Genomic DNA, 17,831 nt, shown 5'->3' on the forward strand with positions numbered 1-17,831 from the left:
TGAAAAGGTCGCCGAGGTCGAGCAAGTCCTGTTGAACAGACATAAAAAATCCGATGCCAGAGATCTGACATCGGATTTTCGAAGAAGCCCGGCGAGGATTCAAATGCTTAAGTGAACAGCATTACGCCCATCGGCGGGTTTTTTTTCGCCCGCGCAAAACCCTCAACGCCATGGTTTATGCGGCCTTCATGCGTTCATGCATTTCTCACGTATAAATAAATGCATTTACGCATTGACTGGATATGCATATATGCATATTATTGCCACCAAGCCGCTCGACAAAGCGGCTGGAAACGAAAGCTCTTTAGTTCCACAAGAACAGGCAGCGATGAACCGGCCTCAACGGTTCAGAGGGTTGGCAACTGACCCGGGTGTGCAGCGTAAAGCACCAGAAGCAGTTATCCGGCGGGCAGGGACCGCGGTCGGAAAAACAATTTGAATGGACTCGTACCGCGCCAGTAGCGCCGAAAAGTCAGCTTCCTTCTTGAACACAGGATTTGAAGGAAGGCGAAGGAGCGCATTACTGAAAAGCCCGGTGCATTGCGCCGGGCTTTTTGGAATGCCTGCCGGAATTCATCACTACTTCCGAAAGCAATAGATAGCCGGCTTTCCGGCGATCACCGTCTGTCCAGTTACGTCGTACTGACAGACGGTCTCCAAAAGGGTTCGCTGAGAACCGCTAAGAAGGAATCAGAAATGAGTCGTTACGCACTTACAGTTACAGCAACGGGTTACACCGTCGTTCTTCAGGTACTGGAGACTGACGGGAGTGTGCCTGCAACGCCTGCAGATGAGCCGAGTTCAGTTTGGCGAGAAGTTCCCGATGGCATGATTGTGGAGCCAGGGATGAAGACGGATTGGGGTTCGACCTACAGTGATACTTCTGATTATGAGCGACAGGCCTTTACTTCTGGACGCATACAGCTGCGCCTTGACCAGGCTTCCCGCTGGCTGATGTTCAATCCATTGCAATACAAGCTGGATCTCGAGATCGCCACTGCGGCAGAAGCGGCTGCACTGGTTGCATACAAGCAGTACTACATTGCCGTCACCAAAGTGATAAACCAAAACGCATTTCCGACGATCAACTGGCCAGTCGCTCCGTTCTGACTCCACTGCAATTGTCAGATCGAGAAGCGAGAGCGCATTACTGAAAGGCCCGGCCTCAATGCCGGGCTTTTTGGAATGCCTACCTCAAGAGAAAACGATTGAACCCAACACACACCACTCATCAATCACCCCCAGGAGGCGTGACATGACAAGCGAGCAACAAGCGTTGGCGGACATGCCGATCTGGCTGGTCATCCTCCTCGCCGTAGTGGGCGGGGTGTCCGGTGAAATGTGGCGCGCCGACAAGGAAGGCGCCCGCGGCTGGTCACTGCTGCGGCGCCTGGCTTTGCGCTCAGGCGCCTGCATGATCTGCGGCGTCTCGGCAATCATGCTGCTTTACGCTGCGGGATTGTCGATCTGGGCGGCCGGCGCATTCGGATGCCTGACCGCCATGGCCGGCGCCGATGTGGCCATCGGTCTCTACGAACGCTGGGCCGCCAAACGCATCGGCGTCTGCGAAGTCCCGCCGCGCGACCAGCCTTAACCTTGACTGTTTTCCGTGCCGCCATTTTGGCGGCAGGGCTTCGCGTGGACGATTGAAAAGGAGGTCATGTATGCCCACACCGATCCAGCAGCCGTCGCAACTGTTCACCGCCATCGCGACGACGCTGCGCAACACCGCCGGGCTGAACCTCAATGTCGGCAATCACGAGGATTTCAGTGCTCCGGGCGATCAAGCCTGGGGGTTGATCGACTTCGACCGAAATGCCTCGGGAGTGCGCGCCGCTGATGGGCGAATTGCTCATGTCATGACGTTGTCGCTGCAAGTCATCCCGGCGCTTTCCGCTACGGCATTTGCCGCCTGCGATCTGATCGCGGTGCTGAAAAATCTGATCACCGACAACCGCTGGGGACTGCCCGGCGATCAGTGTGATCTGCCGATGAACATGGATGGTTTGCCGTCATTGCTCATCCGCGCCGATCAGCAATACAGGGCCTGGACACTGACGTTCAACCAGACCCTCTACCTCGGCCCGACCTTGCTCGACGATCCACTCGGCACGCCGAAATTCGCCCGTACCTGGGAAGTCAGCAACATCGACGACCCCGACCAATACACCGCGCTGGAGGCCTGATCGATGTTCGACGCATTACTGCGCATGCAACTGGGTCCGATCATCGAACGCCTGGCCGAGATGGAAGCGGAAATCGAAGACCTGCATCGGCGTGCCGAGAGCTACTGCCGAATCGGCGTCTGCCAGACAGTCGACGCGGCGAGTAACACCTGCACGGTCAGCCACGGTGGACTGCTTACCCCGGCCATCAAGTTCTTCAACCCGAGCGCCGGAGCGCAGAGCGAATCGCGGATTCCGACAGTGGGTGAGCAGTGTTTGTTGTTCAACTACGGCAGCGGCGAAAGCGGTGCGCAGTCGGTGGCGTTGTTCGGTTTGAACAGTGATCGCTTTCCTCCGACCTCGACCGTACCGACGCTGACCCGTCGAGTACATCAGGACGGCAGCGAAAGCGGTTACGACGACGCCACACACACACTGCATTGGCAGAACGGCCCTGCGGCGTTCAACGGTTCTCGCGAGTCGCTGGAACTGAGCATCGGCCCGGCGCGACTGGCGCTGACCCCGCAGGCCATCAACCTGCAACTGGGCGTCGTCGGCATGACCATCGACGCTTCGGGCGTGCACTTCAGCGGCCCGTCGGTCGATCACCAGGGCCGCGTCATCAGCCCCTGATTCAAGAGCCTTCCATGATCGGAATCGATAGAGACAGCGGGGCCACGGTCGACGACTGGCTGCAGTTTGTGCAGCGCGCGACCCGGGCCCTGACTACGCCGCTGGGCACCCGGCAGAAACGGCCCCTGTATGGCTCGCTGATCCCCTCGCTACTGGGGCAGAACCTCGGTGACGACGTGCTGCTTCTGGCCCAGAGCCATGCAGCGCAAGCGTTCTACAACAAGCAAAACGGCATCGATGATTTTCAGCCGCAAGTGATCGTCGCCAGCCGTCAGGGCGCCGGTCTGCTGCTGCGTTTCGCCGGCACCTGGAAAAACCGTCAACAAACCTTCGAGGTCGTGACATGAGCATGTTGATCCCCGGCCAGAACCAATTGGCCGAACCCGCGCTGATCACCGTCGAAGCGTTCGAAGATCTGCTCGCCGAGTTCAAGACCTTCGTCATCGAATACGTCGGTGCCCGCTCGCCGGACAGTGCAGCGAAACTCAAGACCAGCCTGGAAAACGAAAGCGAACTGCTGACCTTGGCACTGGAAGCTTTCTGTGTCCGGCTGCAAACCCACGAGCGTAAATACAACGCCCGCATCAAGCAGATGCTGGCGTGGTGGGCGACCGGCAGCAACCTCGACGCACGGCTGGCGGACATGGGCCTGGAGCGGCAGTTGCTCGATCCCGGTGACCCCGCGGCCTTTCCGCCGGTGCCGGCGATTTACGAAGGTGACGACGACGCCCGGTTGCGTTATTACCTGGCGCCGCATGCCCCGGCGGCGGGGTCGCGGATGCAGTATCGCCGCGAGGTGTTCACCCTCGGCGAGCGGCCGACGGTGAAAGTCGAATCCACCGACGCCGGTGTGGTGAATGTCACTTACACCTTCAACCCGGACGGCTTCGCCGCGCAGGTCAAGGATGGCAATGGCCGCCGCACCGCGCCGGGTGAAGTGCAGGTCACCGTACTTGCGCGGGACGGTGACGGCACGCCGTCCGAGGCATTGCTTCAAGGCGTCCGCCAGCACTTCGCCCGGCCGGATGTGCGACCGGAAACCGACCTCGTCACCGTCAAGGCTGCCGACATTCAGCGCTACAAAATACGTGTCGTCGCCAAGATCAATTCCGGCCCCGATTCGGGCCTGACCCAAGTCGCCGCGCAGCAGCAATTGCAGGCTTACGCCGACAGTTGCCATCGCCTCGAAGGGCGGGTCGATCCGAGCTGGATCGATTACACGCTGCACAGCGCTGGTGCCGTGCAATTGCAGATTCTGGAACCGCTGACGCCGATCGTGACCACCGCGTTTCAGGCGCCGTACTGCACGGCGGTCGAGGTTGAGGTGTTGACGCTATGAGTGAGCCAACGCAACGCCCGACGCTGCTGCCGGCCAACAGTTCGGCGCTGGAGCGCGGGCTGGATCTGGGCTTCGGCACTTTGCTTGATCGTATCGCGCCGCCGTTTCCCGAACTGATGAATCCGAGTGAAACACCGGCCGCGTTTCTCCCTTATCTCGCAGCGGATCGCGGCGTCGCCGAATGGAGCACCGCCGCACCGGAAGCGGAAAAGCGCCTGACCGTCGAACTGGCCTGGCCCACTGCACGCCAGGCCGGCACTCGCAAGGCACTGGAAAACGCTGCCAAGGGTTTGCAACTGCGCCCCGAAGTCCGCGCCTGGTACGAACAGACACCGCCCGGCGCGCCTTACAGTTTTTCTGTGCGCGCCTTCAGCGACCAGCCCTACAGCGAAGAAATCGACGCCCGTCTCGACCGACGCCTGGCCGATGCCAAAAGCGAACGGGATGTGCTGTCGGTCTCTGTAGGCCTGAGCGCATTCGGTACTCACGTCATCGGCGCCGCGACGTTCTGCGGCGAACTGACCACGGTTTATCCGGTGTTCATCGAAGGGCTCGAAACCTCGGGAGAGGCGTTCATGGCCGCCGGTATGTACACCGTCGAAACATCCACTATTTATCCTCAGGGGGCCTGAATGGCTGACTATTACACCCTGCTCACCAACGCAGGGATTGCCTACGAAACGGCTTGTAAAGCTGCGGGCGTGCCGATCAAGTTGACGCAGATTTCAGTCGGCGACGGCGGCGGCGCGGTCTACAACCCGGCCGCGACCGCCACGGCGCTGAAACGCGAAGTCTGGCGCGGGCCGCTCAATGCGCTGTTCCAGGACGAGAAGAACCCGAGCTGGCTGCTCGCTGAAGTGACCATTCCGCCGGATGTTGGCGGCTGGTATGTGCGGGAAGCGGGGCTGTGGACTGACACTGGCGTTCTCTATGCCATCGTCAAATATCCAGAGTCGTTCAAACCGGTTCTGGCCACGTCCGGTTCGGGTAAAGAGTTCTACATTCGTTCGATTTTCGAGACGAGTAATGCGTCGCTTGTGACGCTGCTGATCGACGACACCGTCGTCAAAGCCACGCGTGCCTGGGTCATGAGTTACCTCGCCGAAGAACTCGGCAAACTTGACGGCAAACAGTCGGTACGCGTTGCGGCGACTGGCAATGTTGTGTTGAACGGTGCGCAGCAGATTGATGGTGTGGCCGTGATTGCCGGTGACCGTGTGCTGTTGCCGAATCAGACGCTGGCCAAGGACAACGGCCTGTGGATCGTCGCCAATGGCGACTGGTTGCGGGCGACGGATGCCAACAGCAACGCCAAGGTCACGCCGGGCCTGACGGTGATGGTGGAGGAGGGCACCGCGAACGGTGATTCGTTGTGGCACTTGACCACCAATGCACCGATCACCCTCGGCACCACGGCGCTGACGTTCAAGATGCTCGCGGGGCGTACCGGGATTGCTGCTGGCACTTACAAGAGTCTGACCGTTGATGAGTATGGTCGGGCGACTGCCGGTGCCAATCCTGAAACGCTGGCTGGATTCGGGATCAAGGATTCGTACACCAAGGCTGAAGTCGAAGCGCTGATTGCCAAGGCATCGGCGTTGCCGGTGGGCTCGATTGTCGCGTTCCCGGTTGATGCTCCGCCGCCGGGCTTTCTGGAACTGGATAACAGCGTCAAGAGCAGCGCGACTTACCCGGACTTGAGCGCTTATCTGGGCGGCAAGTTCAACAAGGGTGATGAGGGCGTCGGGAATTTCCGTTTGCCTGAGGCACGTGGGGAGTTCTTGCGTGGTTGGGATCATGGGCGTGGAATAGATGCCGGACGTGGTCTCGGTAGCTGGCAGGCCGACGACAACAAGTCGCATGCTCATACCGTCACCCGCATGCAGGCGTTCGCCAATGCCACCGGCAGTAATCCGAGTGCGGTAGTGGTAGACAACGGCAATACGGCCGTAATGACCAATTTCGCAGCAGGCTTCAATAGTTCTGGTGGCCCGGAGGCACGCCCTCGCAACATCGCCGTCATGTGGTGCATCAAAGCCTGGAACGCCCCGGTCAATCAGGGAAACATCGACGTAGCGGCACTGGTAAAGGAAGTTTCGCGTCTCGGATCGGCTGTACCGGTCGGTGCGGTAATGGCCTTCCCGACGGGCATCGTGCCATCGGGCTTTTTGGAGCTGGATGGCAGTGTGCAGAGCATTGCGACCTATCCGGATCTGGCGGCGTATCTCGGCACAAAGTTCAACAAAGGGGATGAGGGGGCCGGGAATTTCCGCTTGCCGGAATCTCGCGGCGAGTTCCTGCGAGGGTGGGATCACGGACGCGGTGTGGATGCAGGCAGGGCAATCGGCAGTTATCAACTCGACTCGCTCCAGAACATCACAGGGCAGTACGCCGCGAACAACGGTGTTCAGCTCGCAGCAACAGGCACGGTCAGTGGCGCTTTCAGCGCGCCAGCGACAGGTGGGACTCAGCTCCCCGGAGGCATAGCCTCTACCGGTGTCATCAATATGTCGTTCGATGCTTCGAAGGTGGCACGCACTTCGACAGAAACCCGGCCACGCAACCTGACGGTGATGTGGTGCATCAAAGCCTGGAACGCGCCGATCAATCAGGGAAGCATCGATATCGCCGCCCTCGCCGATGAAGTTCGCAACGCTTCGGGTCGCTATCTGAGAACCCGGGTTTTCAAGGCAAACGAGATCTATCTGCCGGGGCCTGGAACCAAAAAGATCAAATACAGATTGCAAGGTGGTGGCGGTGCGGGTGGTGGTGCAGTCTCGACAGCCAATACTCAGCTTTCCGCCGGTTGCGGTGGGTCTGGCGGTGCTTATGCAGAAGGCTGGTTGACTCAGGGTTTCGACGGTCAGCAGATCACTATCGGTAAAGGGGGCACGGGCGTTGTTGCCAGTATCGGTCTCAATGGGGGAACAACATCTTTTGCCGGAATCGCTGCACCAGGAGGATATGGAGGAGGATTCTCGGCCAACACTGTGCCGCCTCTGCAACTTGGCCGCAGCCCCAATTCCGAGCCCGCCACAGGTGGTTCGACGATCAATGCCAATGGCCAGGGAGGCGGTGGAGTGAAGGGGCCGACCTTGGCTTTTTGTACATCCGGCGAAGGAGGCCTCAGTGCATTTGGACCGGGTGGTAACTCTTCGGGCGGTGCCAGTCGAGACGGCGAGGGTGCCGTAAATCCTGGTTCCGGTGGCGGGGGAGCGTTAGCCAAGCCATCGTGTCCGTCCAACCTCAAAGGCGGCAATGGTGGTGACGGCATCGTGATTATCGAGGAGTGGACCTGATGAGTACCTATGTACGCATTTATGCCGACATGGTTGTCGAGCAGATCGAAACCGAGGGCGATATTTCGACGTTGTACCCGCCGACGCTGGTATGGGTGTGCGTCGATCATCTCGATCCACGTCCCCAGCAAGGCTGGGCGGCAAAGGAGCATGACGGTGATTGGTTGTTTTCGCCGCAACCTTCTATGACGGTCACGCCTGAAACACTGGCAACCGCCGTTGCTGCCGAACGCTTTTTGCGTGAAGCAGGTGGCGTCATCGTCGATGGATTCACCATCGAAACCACACGTGACAGCCAGACATTGATTGCTGGAACGGGCTTGTCTGCAATTGTCGATCCCGAGTACCGATGCAACTTCAAGACAGCCAATGGCTTTGTCGAAATTGATGCGACCCGAATCCTCGAAATCGCCAAGGCTGTGCGTACTCATGTCCAGGCATGTTTTGATCGTGAGCGCGATTTACTGCTGGCGATCGACCTTGGAAATTATCGTCCCGAAATGCTGACTGAGGGCTGGCCGGCTGTACCGCCAGCGTCTGAGCCCGGTTTGTGACGCTTCAATAAACGCCCCGCACCGTCGGGGCGTTTTCTTACCCGCCAAAGCCCCTCCCCACGAGGGGCTTTCCCGTTTATGGAGAAACGAAAAATGGCAACCCGCCAAACCTACACCGTGCTCGTCCCATTCCCCACCGGCGGTGGGCACTGGTCGAGCGTCGGTCAAGACCTCGATCTGCTCGACGTCGAGGCCAGTGCCTTGCACAGCGCCGGTCGACTGGAACTGAAAACATCGTCCACCCAGGCCAAAAAGGCCGCTGCCAAGAAGGCTGACTGAACATGGCTGAGGTTTTGAACTTCGAGCACAACGGCATTACCGTCAATGCCACCGAATCCCCCGAAGCCATGGGTGGCCTGGGTGACAACGTCATCGGTCTGGTCGGCACCGCGCCGAAGGCTGATCCGCTGATTCCGCGTAACGCGCCGTTCCGCATCAATAGCTTTACCACCCATGCACTGCTCGATCCGACCGGTTCGGAAGAGGGCACGCTGTATCACGCGGTTTACCAGATCCTCAAAGTGGTCAAGGTGCCGGTGTATGTCGTGATCGTCGAAGCGGGTGCTACCCCGGCCGATACCGTCAACGCAGTGATCGGCGGCGTTGAGCCGGCGACCGGTCGCAAACTGGGTCTGGCTGCACTGGGCAGTGTCCCGGAAGATCTGACCATCATCGGCGCGCCGGGCTTCACCGGCACCAAAGCGGTGGCCAGCGAGTTCGCCTCGTTCGGCAAGCGCATCAAGGCCCGTGTGGTGCTGGACGGCAAGGACGCCTCGGTCGCTGATCAAGTGACTTACAGCCAGGAACTCGGCGGCGCCGACCTCGGTTTCGACCGTTGCCTGGTGGTGCACAACATGCCGGCCGTTTACTCGAAAGCGGCGAAGAAAAATGTGTTCCTCGCTCCATCCAGCCTGGCGATTGCCGCGCTGGCCAAGGTCAAGCAGTGGGAAAGCCCAGGCAATCAGGTGACCTACGCCGAAGACGTTTCCCGCGTCGTGGAATACAACATCCTCGACACCTCCACCGAAGGCGATCTGCTCAACCGTTACGGCGTCAGCTACTACGCCCGCACTGTGCTTGGCGGCTTCTCGCTGCTGGGCAACCGCTCGATCACCGGCAAGTTCATCAGCTACGTCGGCCTTGAAGATGCGATCAGCCGCAAGCTGGTCAAGGCCGGCCAGAAAGCCATGGCCAAGAACCTGACCAAGTCGTTCATGGATCAAGAGGTCAAACGCATCAACGACTGGCTGCAAACCCTGGTCGCCGACGAAACCATTCCTGGCGGCAGCGTCTATCTGCACCCGGAACTCAACAGCGTCGAGAAGTACAAGAACGGCACCTGGTACGTGGTCATCGACTACGGCCGCTACGCGCCGAACGAACACATGGTTTATCAACTCAACGCCCGCGATGAAATCATCGAGCAGTTCCTGGAGGACGTTCTCTAATGTTTACCAACCGCAATCGCCAGGCCATCGCGGCCACCCTGCAAGGCCTGCCGCTGTCGGCGACCGTGGAGGAATTCACCCCGCCGAAGATCGAATTCGACATGGAAAACATGGCGGGCGGACGCTTCATCGTCGAAGAAATGGCCAAAAGCGCGAAGGCGCTTGGCGCCAAGTTGATCCTGCAGGGCGCTGGCCCGGAAATCATGCTCGCACTGGGCGTGAAGCTCGGCGATGACATTCTGTTGAACGTGCGTGAAGCCGGTCAGGATCAGGATGGCAACACGTGGTTCACCTACCACACCGTCGGCGGCAAGCTGAAGATTCTCGATGAAGGCGTGATCAAAATGGGTGATAAACCCAAGACCACCCTGGAATTGTCCTGCCGTACCTACACCCGCCTGGAAAACGGTATCCCGGTGATCGACATCGACGTGCGCACCCAGAAGTTCGTGCTCAACGGCGTCGACATCCTCGGTGATGCCCGCCGTGCGGTGCTGATGCCGTAACCCAGTAGGCAAGCCTGGCACAAACCCCTGTGGGAGCGGGCTTGCTCGCGAAGGCGGTGTGTCAGGCGAAATTTGTGGCTCTGACCCACCGCATTCGCGAGCAAGCCCGCTCCCACAATGGATCAGCGTGACTGGCAGATGTTAAGCAACACCCCCCTCAAGAATCACCAAGGAATTCATTCATGTCGTGGATGCCACCCAAGCATGACCTGCTGTCGCCAATCACCGGCGATGACGGCGCGCAGATCGAGCAGATTCAGCTCAAGCCGCTGTTCTACGCCGCGCAGAAAGAAGCGCTGGAGCGCGCCGGCGATGACGAAGACGATCAGTTCTTCGAACTGGCGCTGCTGGCCACCGGCCTGTCGGTCAAGGAGCTCGACCAGCTCAAACGTCCGGACTACGTGAGCATCGCCCAGTACGTATACGAGATGTCGACCCGTCCGGCAGCTTACTTCCTCGATCAGGTCGAAGACGCGGAAAAAACCGCCGATCCCGATCAGATCCAGCTGCTGCAACCGCTCGCCGTGACCGGCCGCACCCTGACCTCGCTGAGTCTGGAAATGCCAGTGCTGCGTGCCACCAAAGTGATGAAGAAACTGAAAACGGCCAAGGAACGCGCCGAGTTCATCACCGCCCATTGCACCGGCCTGATGATCCCCGATCTCGCCCTACTGACCGTCCCGGACTGGACCCAATTGCAGGTGCGCATAGACGATTTTTTAAACCAGCCGGCGGCCTACTTTCGGAACGCGACATCGAAGTAATCCTCGATATCGTCCCGCTCATTTACCCGGTAAGTGAGGCGGAAATTCTGGAATGGGACGCCGAAAAGGCGTTGCGCCGCTACGACATAGCGATCACTCGCCTTGGCGTGAAACAGGAGTAGAGCGGCAATGGCAGAGAGCAAATATGCGCTCACGAACGCCGGTGAGAGTGGCAATACGGCGGACGCACTACCGACCAACCTCGGCAAATCGCTGCAGGACCTTAACCTGACGCTGTCCCTGGCAAGCGTGAATATTCGTTTGCTGACTCAGGAGCAGATCAAGCTGCGCGAGCTGCTGGTGAGCCAGCAATCGTTGTTCAAGGTCGTCGCGGCGCCGCCAGCCGCCAATAGTGATCCGAAGTCAAAACTCAAGGCGGAAATCGAGCAGCGACCGCCACCGAAGAACCTGCAATCGGCGATGGCTAACGAGACCGCACTGGTTGAGCTCAATCAGTTGATTGGACTCAACAAAGAGCAGCTTCAAGCGCATTCAGAGCAAACCCTCGAACTCGCGACTCAGCGGTCGATCGCAGCCAGTGGCGCGACTGGCGCGGATCTCTTGCAAATCCAGCAGGTCGGGGCGCGATCTGGTATTGCCGACGGTGCCAAGGGTGATCAGCGGGCTACAGAGCTAAGAGCGTATTCCGGCGACGCTGCGATCAATGCCACGGCCTTCCGGATCGACGTCAAGGCTGCGGGGGAAATGCTCGCGGTCTGGCGTTCCTCCTTGAAGCTGGATCGATACCAAGGCCAGGATCTGGCCGATGCGGTCAGTTACCTGAGCAGCAGCGGTCTGGATGCCAAGCCTGCCGATATCGGCGCGGTCGTTCAGCGCTCGGGCGAGAGTGCCGTTGCATCGGGAATGACACCGGAACAGGTGGCAGCGTTTGCCACTGCGCTGTTGAACAGCGGGGCGGACAAGGACGGTGCCAGTGCGGCATTGAAGAGCTTTACGTCGGCCTTCGGCAAAGGCAACGCTTCGTCAACCGAACAGCGTTCGGCGATGACCCGGTTGCACCTGGATCCCGAATCGTTGCGTGAGAAGATGCGCACGGATGCGCCAGGTGCAATTGATTCGGTGCTCGCAGCACTCAGTAAACAATCCGTACCCGAACGTGCAGCCACGGCGAAGACGCTGTTTGGCGAGAGCGGTACAAGCATTCTTGAGTTGTTGAAGAAGCCCGACGACGTCAAGACAGCCTTCACACGAGTGTCCGACAAGCACCAATATGCAACCTCGGAACTGGGTTCCGGGGCCGGTGCAGCGACGAAAACGGCCGAGGCGTTTGGTGATACTTCGCAAGGGCGCTGGAATGCGTTGGATGCGAGTCTCAATCGGCTAACCACGGCATTCGGTACCGCACTGGCACCGATCACAGAGGGTCTCGCGTTCGGGCTCACGGCGTTGGTCAATGTCGCGAGTACAGCGGCAGAAGCATTCCCCGCCCTCACTGCAGGGCTGGTCGTGCTGGGCGCTGTTACCTTGCCATTTGTGGCGGCTGCCCTGAAGAGCGGTGCGACTGCTGTGCTCGGTGCGGTTACGACAAAGCTGTTGCGTCTGGCCACCACCCGATTGCCGCCTGAAATCGGTGATGTGATTGTCGGGGATGAGGGCGCTGATCGCCCTCGCAAAAGGAAAAAATCTGGTCGTTCTCCTGCTCGACAGAATCCTGCCAAGGCACCTTCGCGTTCCGTTGGCGGCAGTCGTTTGCGAGGTGTTACGGCAAGAGTGCTGCCCTTCATTGACAACGCGAAAATCGGCCTCGAGATGTGGGCTGATAAAATCGGCAGTTGGACGCCGCGCTCAATAGAGAAGATTGCCGCCCGACAGGTGCCGGCGGTACAGCGTCTCGGCGGCAGTTTGCTGCCCAGACTTGCCAGTGCAATGCCGGCCGTGAAGGCCGGTGCGCCGCTGGCCATCGTGAGTGCAGCCTACACCGGCCTTAAGGGCTGGCGAGAGGGTGACGACAAAGCGGTTAAAGGCGCCGCCGGCGAACTGGCCGGAACTGCAATCGGTGCCACGATCGGTTCGTTGATTGCGCCTGGCATCGGTACTTTCATCGGGGGGACTTTGGGCGGCATGCTCGGTTCTTATGTCGGTGAACAACTGGCGACTCCCGCTGAGGACAAACTTGCCCCGCCGGCGCAGGTAGCCAAAGACTTGTCCACTGCTCAGACGCGAAATCAGCAAATCACCTACGCCCCGTCGATTCAGATCAGCGGCAGTGAAATTGTCAGTTCCGAAAAGGTTGGCACGATGATCTCGCAGGTCATGGAAAACCATTTCAACGCCCAATTCGTTCCGGCGATGAGTATTAATCCCCTCGCCACGCGCCGCGACGCAGCCCTCACCGATGGAGTCGCCTGATGAAACAACAAATGGCACTCGGCAGTTTCATCTTCGGCCTGTCCCGCGAGTTTGCCTACAGCACGCTGGCGCGCAAATCCGACGGTGGCTGGACTGAATTGCAGATCCTCACCAGTAAACCCAAATCCCATCAGACCGGACAGAAGCCGGAAACCCTGACCATCGGCGGCACCGCGATGTACGCCGTGGCCATGGAGCGGCTCGATGAGCTGCGTGCGCTGCAAGCGTTGAGAGCACCGCTGCCGTTGATCGATGGCATCGGTCGCAACTGGGGGTTGTGGCGGATCAATAGCGTTCAGGAAAACCAGAGCGAGGTCATCGATGACGGCACCGCGATGGTGATCAAGTGGGTACTCGAATTAGCGGAGTTCAACAATGCGTAAGGTCCGAAGCGTGGCCGGTGATTCGGTCAATCTGCTGCTCTACCGCGAATCGGGTCGCTCAGACGATCAGGCCGAAGCCGCGTTGTGGAAACTCAATTCGACCCTGGCCGAACACGGCCCCGTTTTGCCGGCGGGCATCTGGGTGACACTGCCGGAACTCGACAGCAAACCCGCCGCGATCAAGCCGGTTCTGGCCTGGGACTAAGGAGGTTGCATGGCACAGGGATTTACACCGGCGATCGAAATCTACGGCGCCAACCAGGCCTTGCTGAACCAGCGCCTGATCAGTTGGGAACACATTGATGCTGCCGGGATGGAGTCCGATCAACTGACATTGGTGATCGACCTGGAAGGCCTTGAAGGCTTGCCGACCCTGGGCGGAACAATCGGCCTGCGGGTGGGCTATCGGGAGTCCGGGCTGGTCGAAAAAGGCCAGTTCAAGGTGACTCGACTGACCCCGACGCTGTTCCCGTTGCGCTTGACGCTGGTGGCGACCGCAGCGCCTTTCAGCGGCAAGGATGAGACCCGATTCAAGGAACGGCGCACGGCCAGTCATGGCCCCACCACCCTTGGCGCACTGTTTCGCCAGTTGGTCTCGCCGCATGGTTTTTCGCCGCGCGTCGATCCCGAACTGGCGCTGATCCGGATTGCTCATGTTGATCAGTCGAACGAAACCGACATGAGCTTCATCACGCGACTGGCGCTCAAGTACGACGCGGTGGCCAAACCGTTCAACGACCTCTACGTATTGGCGAAACCGGCGCAGCTGAAAAACCTGTCGGGCCAGGTGATACCCGACGTCAGGCTGTCGGTGACCAGCAACAATCGACCGGGTGATCACGCCTTCATCAGCGCCACACTGGAAGAGACCGCTCGTACCCAGAACCAGGGTTGCAAGACCTGCTTCTGGGACATCGCCGCCGGCAAACTGCGCGAGGTGATCACCGGTTCCGGGCCCTACAAGGTCATTCGCCAGAAACAGGCCAGTGAAGAAGAAGCCAAAGCCATCGGCGAAGCCGAAGTGCGCAAGATGCTGCGCCAGAAATACAAGCTGAAGGTCACCTGCCCGGGCGATCCGCTGCTGGCTGCCGAAGGCCTGCTGGTGCTCGATGACACCTGGCCAGACTTCATGCGCGGTCGCTGGTCGATCGAAAAAGTCACCGCCAGCGGCAAACGCGAGGAAAGCTATCGCTGCCTGATCGAGGCAACCGGCCTCGACCCCAAGGCCTGATCCCTGCACAACATCCCGTGGGAGCGAGCCTGCTCGCGAAGAGGCCGGCATATCTAACATTGATGGCGACTGACCCAGCGCTTTCGCGAGCAGGCTCGCTCCCACATTGGGCTCTGCGTTAACTCCCCCTAATTCTGGAACATCCCCATGAAGATCACCCCGATCCTCACGCAGTTGCGTGCGCAATGCCCAAGCCTGGGCAATCACATTGCCGTCGGTGTCGATCTGGCGTTGCTGCAAGGCAACCCTGATCTGCCGACACCTTCGGCCTACGTCACACCGCTGGCCGATGTGGCCAGCAACAGCAGCGCACAAAACCTCACCGTCCAGGCGATCCGTGACCGCTTCGAAATCGTCCTGGTGCTTGACGCCAGCGACGCTACAAAAGCGCTGGATCGGTTGCACGACCTGCGCGCCGAACTGTGGCGCGCGCTGGTGGGGTTCAAACCCGATATCGACTACAGCGCCATCGCCTACGACGGCGGTGAACTGGTCTCAATCAACAGCAGCCGCGCCTATTACCGGCTGCGCTTTTTTGCCGAGTTCCAGCTCGGTCGCAATCTGCCGAGTCAGCCTGCGGAGAGTTGGCACGAACGTGAACTGGACGGTTTGTCGTCCTTTACCGGGGTCACCGTGCGGGTCGATGCGATCGACCCGGCCGACCCCAACCTGAAACACCCGGGCCCTGATGGGCGCGTGGAACTGACTTTCTCTGGAGACGTAACCCCATGAGCAATCGCATCACCGTAGTGCCGGCCGCTGGCCGTGCCGTGCCAGACCCGGAGGCGGGCGATCTGCTGCCTCTTGAAGGCCGAGAAGTGCTGGACAGCGCCTGGTGGCGCCGACGTCTGGCCGACGGCGATATCACACTCAAAACCGCAAAAGCGGCTAAACCACAGGGAGCCAAATAATGGCGATCGGATTCAGCAACATCCCCGCGGACATTCGTGTACCGCTGTTCTATGCCGAAATGGACAACTCGGCCGCCAATAGCGCGAGCTCGACCCTGCGTCGTCTGATCGTGGCTCAGGTCAACGACAACATCGCCCCGACTGAAGTCGGCAAACTGATTTTGGTCTCCAGCGTCGCGCTGGCCAAGAGCATCGGTGGCCAAGGCTCGATGCTCGCCTCGATGTACGAGACCTTCCGCAAGGCCGACCCGATCGGCGAGATCTGGTGCCTGCCGCTGCACAACACTGAAGGCGCCATCGCCAAAGGCGTGCTGACCTTGACTGGCACCGCCACTCAGGCCGGCGTACTCAACCTGTATGTCGGCGGCGTGCGTGTGCAAGCCACCGTGGTCAACGGCGCTACTGCCGCACAAGCAGCCACTGCACTGGCGCAGAAAATCAACGCCACGGCCGATCTGCCGGTGAGCGCTGCGGCTGCCGAAGGTGTAGTGACCCTGAACGCCAAATGGACTGGCGACAGCGGCAATGACATCAGCCTGCAATTCAATCGCCTGGGCAAGAGCAACGGCGAAGAAACCCCGGCCGGCCTGACCAGCGCCATCACCGCCATGACCGGCGGCGCTGGCGTCCCGGATCAGATCGCTGCCGTTGCGGCACTGGGTGACGAGCCATTCGAGTTCATCGCGCTGCCATGGTCGGATCTGTCGACCCTCAACACCTGGCAAGCGGTCATGGATGACAGCACCGGTCGCTGGTCGTGGGCCAAGCAACTGTTCGGTCACGTCTACAGCGCCAAACGCGGCACCGTCGGCACTCTGGTGGCGGCCGGTCAGGCGCGTAACGACCAGCATATGACCATTCAGGCGCTGGAGCCGGGTGTTCCGCAACCGTTCTGGGTCCAAGCGGCTGCACTGGCTGCGCGCACTGCGGTTTTTATCTCCGCCGACGCCAGCCGTCCGACCCAAAGTGGCAGCCTGCCGGGTGTCGATCCGGCCCCGGCGAGCGAGCGTTTCACCCTGACCGAGCGTCAGTCGCTGCTCAACTACGGCATCGCCACGGCTTACTACGAAGGCGGTTACGTGCGCATCCAGCGTTCGATCACCACCTACCAGAAAAACGCTTACGGCCAGGCCGACAACTCCTACCTGGACAGCGAAACCATGCACCAGTCGGCGTTCATCGTGCGTCGTCTGCAAAGCGTGATCACCAGCAAATACGGCCGGCACAAACTGGCCTCCGACGGCACCCGTTTCGGCGCCGGCCAGCCAATCGTCACGCCTGCGACCATTCGCGGTGAACTGATCGCCCAGTACGCCAAGCTCGAACTGGAAGGCCACGTGGAGAACGCCGAACTGTTCGCCGAGCACCTGATCGTCGAGCGCGACGTGCAGGACCCGAGCCGCGTGAATGTGCTGTTCCCGCCGGACTACATCAACGGTCTGCGCGTGTTCGCATTGCTCAACCAATTCCGTCTGCAGTACGACGACGCGGCTTGATAACCGCGTTTAGCGTCAAGCCTTCAGCCCACCTCGCGTGGGCTTTTTTATTCAAGGGAGTAACACCATGGGTCAACTGATTGCAGGCACCTGCTACGTCAAGGTCGACGGCGCACAACTGACTATCAATGGCGGCTGCGAAGCCCCGCTGATGGCGGTCAAACGCGAAACCGTCGTACCCGGCTTCTACAAGGAAACCGACATCGCGCCGTCGTTCAAAGTGACCGCGCTGCACACCGCCGACTTCCCGCTGAAGAAGCTGATCGAAGGCACCGACATCACCGTCACCTGCGAATTCAGCAACGGCAAAGTTTACGTACTGGCCGGCGCGTATCTGGTCGAGGAGCCAGTCTCCAAAGGCGATGACGCCACCATCGAACTGAAATTCGAAGGCATCAAGGGGACCTGGCAATGAGCGGCGCCGTGAAGCTTCAAGTTGCGATCGAAGCTCACGGCGAGCCCCTGACCGAACTCGTCCTGCGCCGTCCGACGGTGCAGGAAGTGCGAGCGATCAAGGCGCTGCCGTACAAGATCGACAAGAGCGAAGAGGTCAGCCTCGACATGGACGTCGCGGCCAAATACATCGCCGTGTGCGCCGGCATTCCGCCGTCGTCGGTCAACCAGCTCGATCTGGCTGACCTCAACGCGCTGAGCTGGGCCGTTGCGAGTTTTTTCATGAGTGCGGCGTCGGCGCCATCACCGACCTGATCGCTGTCGCCTATGACCTGGCCT

General features: G+C 60.0%; 23 protein-coding genes. All 23 read left to right on the plus strand.

The window, feature by feature from the left end:
• Positions 1 to 250 precede the first annotated feature (250 nt).
• The gene (locus CKW18_RS29945; RefSeq protein WP_141233098.1) at positions 251 to 439 is read left to right on the plus strand and encodes a hypothetical protein; all 189 of its coding nucleotides are present in this window, start codon (positions 251 to 253) and stop codon (positions 437 to 439) included.
• 257 nt (positions 440 to 696) lie between these two features.
• A complete protein-coding gene (locus CKW18_RS11235; RefSeq protein ID WP_256586928.1) occupies positions 697 to 1,110 on the plus strand; it encodes a tail fiber assembly protein in 414 nt (137 codons plus the stop codon).
• 145 nt (positions 1,111 to 1,255) lie between these two features.
• Entirely contained in the window at positions 1,256 to 1,594 is a 339-nt protein-coding gene (locus CKW18_RS11240; protein WP_038357950.1) for a phage holin family protein, read from the plus strand.
• Positions 1,595 to 1,664: 70 nt separating this feature from the next.
• The gene (locus tag CKW18_RS11245) at positions 1,665 to 2,186 is read left to right on the plus strand and encodes a hypothetical protein (protein WP_095188858.1); all 522 of its coding nucleotides are present in this window, start codon (positions 1,665 to 1,667) and stop codon (positions 2,184 to 2,186) included.
• Positions 2,187 to 2,189: 3 nt separating this feature from the next.
• Positions 2,190 to 2,798 (plus strand): phage baseplate assembly protein V, encoded by a 609-nt coding sequence (locus CKW18_RS11250; RefSeq protein WP_095188859.1) that lies wholly within the window; start codon positions 2,190 to 2,192, stop codon positions 2,796 to 2,798.
• A 14-nt stretch (positions 2,799 to 2,812) separates the two neighbouring features.
• A complete protein-coding gene (locus CKW18_RS11255) occupies positions 2,813 to 3,145 on the plus strand; it encodes a phage baseplate protein (RefSeq protein ID WP_095188860.1) in 333 nt (110 codons plus the stop codon).
• Positions 3,142 to 4,137 (plus strand): baseplate J/gp47 family protein, encoded by a 996-nt coding sequence (locus CKW18_RS11260; RefSeq protein ID WP_095188861.1) that lies wholly within the window; start codon positions 3,142 to 3,144, stop codon positions 4,135 to 4,137. The genes CKW18_RS11255 and CKW18_RS11260 overlap by 4 nt, the downstream gene beginning before the upstream one ends.
• Positions 4,134 to 4,769, plus strand: coding sequence for a phage tail protein I (locus CKW18_RS11265; protein ID WP_095188862.1), 636 nt, complete (start codon positions 4,134 to 4,136; stop codon positions 4,767 to 4,769). Before CKW18_RS11260 ends, CKW18_RS11265 begins: the two co-directional genes overlap by 4 nt.
• A complete protein-coding gene (locus CKW18_RS11270; protein WP_256586929.1) occupies positions 4,770 to 7,436 on the plus strand; it encodes a phage tail protein in 2,667 nt (888 codons plus the stop codon).
• Entirely contained in the window at positions 7,436 to 7,990 is a 555-nt protein-coding gene (locus CKW18_RS11275; protein WP_256586930.1) for a DUF4376 domain-containing protein, read from the plus strand. The genes CKW18_RS11270 and CKW18_RS11275 overlap by 1 nt, the downstream gene beginning before the upstream one ends.
• Positions 7,991 to 8,083: 93 nt before the next feature.
• Positions 8,084 to 8,269, plus strand: a complete 186-nt coding sequence (locus tag CKW18_RS11280) for a hypothetical protein (protein ID WP_095188863.1) — start codon at positions 8,084 to 8,086, stop codon at positions 8,267 to 8,269.
• Positions 8,270 to 8,271: 2 nt separating this feature from the next.
• A complete protein-coding gene (locus CKW18_RS11285) occupies positions 8,272 to 9,438 on the plus strand; it encodes a phage tail protein (protein ID WP_095188864.1) in 1,167 nt (388 codons plus the stop codon).
• Positions 9,438 to 9,944 (plus strand): phage major tail tube protein, encoded by a 507-nt coding sequence (locus tag CKW18_RS11290; RefSeq protein ID WP_095188865.1) that lies wholly within the window; start codon positions 9,438 to 9,440, stop codon positions 9,942 to 9,944. The genes CKW18_RS11285 and CKW18_RS11290 overlap by 1 nt, the downstream gene beginning before the upstream one ends.
• Positions 9,945 to 10,126: 182 nt before the next feature.
• On the plus strand, positions 10,127 to 10,708 hold the full coding sequence (locus CKW18_RS11295) for a phage tail assembly protein (RefSeq protein ID WP_095188866.1): 582 nt from the start codon (positions 10,127 to 10,129) through the stop codon (positions 10,706 to 10,708).
• A gap of 129 nt (positions 10,709 to 10,837) precedes the next feature.
• Positions 10,838 to 13,078, plus strand: a complete 2,241-nt coding sequence (locus tag CKW18_RS11300) for a phage tail tape measure protein (protein ID WP_095188867.1) — start codon at positions 10,838 to 10,840, stop codon at positions 13,076 to 13,078.
• A complete protein-coding gene (locus CKW18_RS11305) occupies positions 13,078 to 13,461 on the plus strand; it encodes a phage tail protein (RefSeq protein ID WP_095188868.1) in 384 nt (127 codons plus the stop codon). Before CKW18_RS11300 ends, CKW18_RS11305 begins: the two co-directional genes overlap by 1 nt.
• Positions 13,454 to 13,666: a tail protein X gene (locus tag CKW18_RS11310; RefSeq protein ID WP_095188869.1), complete on the plus strand. Its 213-nt coding sequence runs from the start codon at positions 13,454 to 13,456 to the stop codon at positions 13,664 to 13,666. Before CKW18_RS11305 ends, CKW18_RS11310 begins: the two co-directional genes overlap by 8 nt.
• Positions 13,667 to 13,675: 9 nt before the next feature.
• Positions 13,676 to 14,692: a phage tail protein gene (locus tag CKW18_RS11315; protein WP_095188870.1), complete on the plus strand. Its 1,017-nt coding sequence runs from the start codon at positions 13,676 to 13,678 to the stop codon at positions 14,690 to 14,692.
• A gap of 147 nt (positions 14,693 to 14,839) precedes the next feature.
• A complete protein-coding gene (locus CKW18_RS11320; protein ID WP_095188871.1) occupies positions 14,840 to 15,424 on the plus strand; it encodes a hypothetical protein in 585 nt (194 codons plus the stop codon).
• On the plus strand, positions 15,421 to 15,603 hold the full coding sequence (locus tag CKW18_RS11325) for a DUF2635 domain-containing protein (RefSeq protein WP_095188872.1): 183 nt from the start codon (positions 15,421 to 15,423) through the stop codon (positions 15,601 to 15,603). Before CKW18_RS11320 ends, CKW18_RS11325 begins: the two co-directional genes overlap by 4 nt.
• Complete coding sequence (locus CKW18_RS11330; RefSeq protein ID WP_095188873.1) at positions 15,603 to 17,099, plus strand: phage tail sheath subtilisin-like domain-containing protein; 1,497 nt, start codon at positions 15,603 to 15,605, stop codon at positions 17,097 to 17,099. The genes CKW18_RS11325 and CKW18_RS11330 overlap by 1 nt, the downstream gene beginning before the upstream one ends.
• 67 nt (positions 17,100 to 17,166) lie before the next feature.
• A complete protein-coding gene (locus CKW18_RS11335) occupies positions 17,167 to 17,514 on the plus strand; it encodes a phage tail tube protein (RefSeq protein ID WP_007908779.1) in 348 nt (115 codons plus the stop codon).
• Positions 17,511 to 17,807 carry a phage tail assembly protein gene (locus CKW18_RS11340; RefSeq protein ID WP_007908778.1) on the plus strand — a complete coding sequence of 99 codons (297 nt, stop codon included), beginning with the start codon at positions 17,511 to 17,513 and terminating at the stop codon, positions 17,805 to 17,807. Before CKW18_RS11335 ends, CKW18_RS11340 begins: the two co-directional genes overlap by 4 nt.
• Positions 17,808 to 17,831 lie beyond the last annotated feature (24 nt).

Origin of the sequence: Pseudomonas sp. Irchel 3E19, assembly GCF_900187585.1 — a bacterium.
Taxonomy (GTDB): Bacteria; Pseudomonadota; Gammaproteobacteria; order Pseudomonadales; family Pseudomonadaceae; genus Aquipseudomonas; species Aquipseudomonas baetica.